At 52.4% G+C, this 5559-nt stretch carries 5 protein-coding genes; all 5 read right to left on the bottom strand.

The window, feature by feature from the left end:
* Positions 1-1017, bottom strand: a 1017-nt coding sequence (locus Q0X25_RS06915) for a translation factor GTPase family protein (RefSeq protein ID WP_298580419.1), incomplete at its 3' end; no start/stop codon positions are given.
* Between the two features lie 34 nt (positions 1018-1051).
* Complete coding sequence (rpsG, locus tag Q0X25_RS06910) at positions 1052-1522, bottom strand: 30S ribosomal protein S7 (RefSeq protein ID WP_298580416.1); 471 nt, start codon at positions 1520-1522, stop codon at positions 1052-1054.
* A 76-nt stretch (positions 1523-1598) separates the two neighbouring features.
* Positions 1599-1970, bottom strand: a complete 372-nt coding sequence (gene rpsL, locus Q0X25_RS06905; protein WP_298580413.1) for a 30S ribosomal protein S12 — start codon at positions 1968-1970, stop codon at positions 1599-1601.
* 135 nt (positions 1971-2105) lie between these two features.
* A complete protein-coding gene (locus tag Q0X25_RS06900) occupies positions 2106-2309 on the bottom strand; it encodes a hypothetical protein (RefSeq protein WP_298580411.1) in 204 nt (67 codons plus the stop codon).
* A gap of 352 nt (positions 2310-2661) precedes the next feature.
* Positions 2662-5559: DNA-directed RNA polymerase subunit beta' (locus tag Q0X25_RS06895; RefSeq protein ID WP_298580408.1), on the bottom strand; the 2898-nt coding region annotated here is incomplete at its 5' end.

Raw genomic sequence — 5559 nt, 5'->3', positions numbered from 1 at the left:
ATCGGCGCGGCCAGAATAGACGCGGAAGTAGGTCAGCTTACCCACATAAGGGTCGGTCATAATCTTGAATGCCAAAGCTGCAAAGGGTTCCTTAAAATCAGCTTTGCGCTGCTCAACCTCGCCAGTTTTGGGGTTGGTACCCTCAGCCGCAGCGATATCAAGCGGGCTAGGCAGGTAGTCAACAACCGCGTCGAGCAGCTCCTGAATGCCCTTATTCTTGTAAGCAGAGCCAACAAAGACGAGGTTTAGATCATTTGACAGGATGCCTTTACGGAGGGCCGCCTTGAGCATATCGACATCGATATGCTCTTCCATAAGGACTGCTTCCATAAGTTCATCGGAGTAGTTAGAAGCGGCATCAAGCAGCTCTTCGCGCTTCTCATTTGCCAGCTCAACATAATCCTCGGGAATGGCATCCATAACCTCAGGATAAATCATGCCCTTGGCATCTTCCTTGAAGTCCCATGCCTCCATGGTGACGAGGTCAACGATGCCCCAGAAGCTAGACTCAGAACCCATGGGGATCTGAGCTGCAACGGCATTAGCACCCAGGCGCTCCTTCATCGTATCGATAGCATGGAAGAAGTCAGCACCCACACGGTCAAACTTATTGATGAAAGCAATGCGGGGAACGCCATAGTTGGAGGCCTGACGCCAAACGGTCTCGGACTGAGGCTGAACGCCTGCGACAGCGTCAAAGACAGCAACCGCGCCATCCAAAACACGCAAAGAACGCTCTACCTCGGCCGTAAAGTCAACGTGACCTGGGGTGTCAATAATCTGAATGACGTGATCGTTCCAGAAGCACGTAGTAGCAGCGGAGGTAATGGTTACACCACGCTCCTGCTCCTGCTTCATCCAGTCCATGGTTGCTGCGCCCTCGTGGACCTCACCAATCTTATGGGTTTTGCCCGTGTAATACAAAATACGCTCGGTAGTGGTGGTCTTACCTGCGTCGATGTGCGCCATAATGCCAATGTTGCGCAACTGCTCGAGGCTATATTTGCTTTTAGCCATAAAAGAATGCTCCTCAGTATCTTATCGACGCGGATTAGAAGCGATAGTGCGAGAAGGCACGGTTGGCTTCTGCCATCTTGAAAAGATCCTCGCGACGCTTGACGGAAGCACCAACGCCATTGGAGGCATCAATAATTTCGGCAGCCAGACGCTCTGCCATGGTCTTCTCCTTGCGAGCGCGGCTGAAATTGACCATCCAGCGGATAGCAAGGGTGGTTGCGCGACGGGAGTTAACCTCCATAGGCACCTGATAGGTAGCGCCACCAACGCGCTTGGGTTTGACCTCAAGGGTCGGGCGGATGTTGTCCATAGCCTTCTTGAAGACTGCGAGAGCATCCTCGCCAGTCTTGTCCTGGACAAGATTAAATGCACCATAAACAATGCGCTCAGCGGTAGCTTTCTTGCCATCAAGAAGCACCTTGTTGATGAGCTGAGTAACGAGACGGTTGTTGTAAACGGCGTCAGGCTGGACCTCACGACGAATAGCTGCTGCACGACGCGGCATGTGAATCTCCTAAGCGACGAAACGAATGCTAATAAGTGGCTGGATGCATGATGTGGCTCCAGCCGTGGGCTCAAAACTACTTTTCGCGCTTTGCGCCATAGCGAGAACGAGCCTTCTTGCGGTTCTGAACAGCTGCGCAGTCATAAGCGCCGCGGACAATCTTGTAGCGAACACCAGGAAGGTCGCGAACACGGCCACCACGGATTAACACAATGGAGTGCTCCTGGAGGTTGTGTCCCTCGCCAGGGATGTAAGCTGTAACTTCGATGCCGTTGACAAGACGGACACGAGCCACCTTACGAAGTGCCGAGTTAGGCTTTTTAGGGGTGGTAGTGAAGACACGGGTGCAAACACCGCGCTTCTGGGGATTATGCTGGAGGGCAGCGTTTTTGGACTTAGCATGCTGCTGTACGCGACCCTGACGGACGAGCTGGTTGATTGTAGACAAAGCTCTCTCCTTCGTACCCAATCGAAATCTACAAGGCGAACGCGGTATGCGTCGCCATTTTTATTCAAGGGCAGGGCAGCACCCCCATCCCTGGATTGACGCAAGGAGTAAATTTACGCTGAAATCCCGCTGTTGTCAAAAAGCCACGCATCCGGGCGTATACTTCTTCCATTGAGCTTCCACAAGCTGTGGGTTCTGCTTTCCTATCTGTAGGCTCTGCTTTCCTATCTGTGGGTTCTGCTTTCCTATCTGCCCTTCAAGCGGCGTGGTTTTGCTTGTTAAAAAAGGCCCAGTTTGATTCATGGCAATTGTTTTATTCTCACGAATGTCAAACGCCACGTTTCATTTCACCCCAAGTGTCAAACGCCACGTTCTATTTCACTCTGGGTGTCAAACGCCACGTTCTATTTCATTTTTTTAGCCAAAAGCCACGTTTCATTTCACGCAGAAAAAATCTACCTGGGCAAACGTCAGGCCCTTTGAAACGAAGTGTGGCGTTTGACATTTTTTCTGAAACAGAACGTGGCTTTTGACAGGCAGGACTGCTCTGCTTGAAACGGAACGTGGCTTTTGACAGGCAGGGCAAATCTTGCATGAAAAAAGCCTCCCTTTTCTCGTATCCAAGAAAAGGGAGGCAACTCACACAGAGTTCGGACTTATTAAACTCAGCGAGTAGGCAAGCAGATCTGCCTTACTCTTCATCCTCGCGGCGTTCAACCTGAGAGAGAAGGTCGTGCAGAGAACCAAGATCCTCGTTGATGACTTCCTCATCACTCTGGCTGCTACTACTACCGCCAATCAAATCCTCTTGGGAAAGAATGCCCGGGGTGGCAGGTGCAGCAGTACCCAACATCACATCAGCATCAGGCGAGAAAACCATGTTGAACAGCTGAGAGAGGTCCTCGCTGTCAGCCTCGTCCTCGTCAGGCTCGAGGATATAAAGAAGATTGCGCGCCTCAAGACCCTCGCGCAACTCTTCAATAGCCTTGGCGCCGATACCATCAATGTGCAGCAGGTCATCCTCATTTTTGCCAATCAAATCTCCAACGGTCTCAATGCCCACCTCGGAGAACTTGTTGGTCCAGCGCTGCGACACACCCAGATCATCGTAGAGATACAGCTTGGCATCCTCACTAGAAAGCGTGCGGCCGTTCTTGGAGTAGACACCACCGTAGCCAAAGTCATCGCCAACCCAATCGAGCTGCTTGGGCAGCTTCTCCTCAATGCCCTTGAGAGTATCGGGAGCCCACTCAGGCAGACTATTTGCCATAGGAGAGGTAGGTCCGTCGATCTTTTGACCATGATAGGTAAGCTCGACCGCGTTATAAGCAGCAAGACCAGTACCTGCGGGAATACGCTTGCCAATGATAACGTTGGACTTGAGATCCAGCAGGTGATCGGTTGCGCCTTCAATGGCAACCTCAGTCAGAATGCCTGCGGTGCGCGAGAAGGAAGCAGCGGAAAGCCAGCTATCCACGGTACTTGCAACCTTGAGCGTACCCAAAATAACAGGCTCGGCCTCAGGTGCAGCACCACCAGCCAAGGTAATGTTGCGTACGGTATCAGCAAACTCGTAGCGATCAACGTACTGACCGAGCAAGTACGTGGAGCTACCAGGGTTGGTGACGCGGACGCGACGCAACATCTGGCGAGCAATAACCTCGATATGTTTGTCGTTCAAATCCACACCCTGAGAGGTATAGACATCCTTGACCGACTTGACGAAGGTGTGCATCGTTGCCTCAATATCGGTGAGCGCACGAAGCTTACGGAAGTTAACAAAGCCGCGCGTAATCTGGTCACCAGCACGCACAACTACGCCATCTTCCATACCAGGCATGAAGCGAGCAGAGGCAGGCACGCGCCACTCCTCCAGCACGCGAGTCTCGTCATCAAGATCCAGCAGCTGGATAAGGTATTCGGTCTGCTCGGGCGTAATGTGCAGACGACCAGAGTATGGAGCCAGGTCTGCCTCACGGCCCAAAATCTTCTCGTTGACATTGCCAACCACGTCAAACATGCGGGCAACCGTAGGAAGACCCTGCGTAATATCGTCCGCACCAGCAACACCACCAGAGTGAATGGTACGCATGGTCAGCTGAGTACCCGGCTCACCAATGGACTGAGCGGCAATGATGCCAACTGCCGTACCGATGTTGACAGGACGACGGGTGGACAGATCCCAGCCATAGCACTTCTGGCAAACACCATACTTAGACTTGCAGGTAAGCAGAGCGCGAAGCTCAACTTTGCGCAGGCCAGAGTCATACATACGCTGGAGCTGGGCGACAGACTCGACATATTCGCCAGCAGCAACAATAACCTCACCCGTATCGGCAGCAGTGATGTCATTGAGCGCGCAGCGGCCAACAAGGTCGGTGTCAACCGCACTCTCTCCTGGCTTGATGAGGTTATAAGAAACCGCCTCATCGGTACCACAATCCACCTCGCGGACAATAACATCTTGAGCAACGTCAATCAAACGACGAGTCAAGTAACCCGAGTCGGAGGTATGAGATGCGGTGTCTACCAGACCCTTACGAGCGCCATAGGTAGAGATAAAGTACTCCAAGGGCTCCAGGCCTTCACGGAAGTTGGACTTAATGGGCAGGTCGATTGTCTCACCAGACATATCTGCCATCAGACCTCGCATACCCGCAAGCTGGCGGAGCTGCGTCTTGGAGCCTCGAGCACCTGAGTCCGCCATCATATAGATGGGGTTATCACCAGAGAAGCCCTCAAGCATCTCGGTACCCAACTGCTCAGTACAAGCAGTCCACGCATTAACAACCTCATTGTGTCGCTCGAGCTCGGTCAAGAAACCGTCCTCATAGCGCTCATTAATGGTGTTGACGCGCTCCTGTGTCTCGGCCAAAACCTCAGGCTTATCCTCAGGAATAACGGCATCCCAAACGGAGATGGTCAAGCCCGCGCGAGTAGCGTAATGAAAACCAGTAGCCTTGATGGCATCCAAGATTGATTCAACAGCAGCGGTGCTATAACGATCGCAGCAATCGTTAACCAAAGCAGAGATGTCACCTTTTACCATCTTGTAGTTCATGTAAGGATAATCAGGCGGCAGACACTGACGGTTGAAGACGACACGACCAACCGTGGTCTCAAAGCGCTCAGCATGTTCGCTGACGTCATATTCCTCAAAACTCTTCTTGGAGGTCATGACGCGGAAGATCTCTTTGTCGCCCTCTTCGATATTGGCATCCGCAGCATCAATGCGCACCACAATAGGCTTGTGAAGATCCATATCGGGATTGCCATCATAGGCAGCCAAAACGTCCTCAAAGTTGGCATAAACATGTGGTTCTTCACCTGCGGGCAGCTCGTCTGAGGTGGTGAGATAGTACACACCAAAGACCATATCCTGAGAAGGAACGGTCAGCACCTTGCCCGATGCAGGAGAGCGCAGGTTGTTAGAGGACAACATCAAGACGCGAGCCTCAGCCTGTGCCTGAGTAGACAGAGGCACATGAACAGACATCTGGTCGCCGTCGAAGTCAGCGTTAAAGGGTGCGCAAACGAGCGGGTGCAAATGAATTGCTTTGCCCTCAACCAAGACTGGCTCAAAAGCCTG

It is taken from the genome of uncultured Olegusella sp. (assembly GCF_947253395.1).
Taxonomy (GTDB): domain Bacteria; phylum Actinomycetota; class Coriobacteriia; order Coriobacteriales; family Atopobiaceae; genus Olegusella.
Note: the sequence above shows the minus strand (reverse complement) of the source record. Positions and strands in the feature narration are given on the sequence as shown.

What these genes read in the sequence shown, in the direction of transcription:
- rpsG (WP_298580416.1), bottom strand. Translation starts at nt 1,522, where the DNA reads ATGCCGCGTCGTGCAGCAGCTATTCGTCGTGAGGTCCAGCCTGACGCC.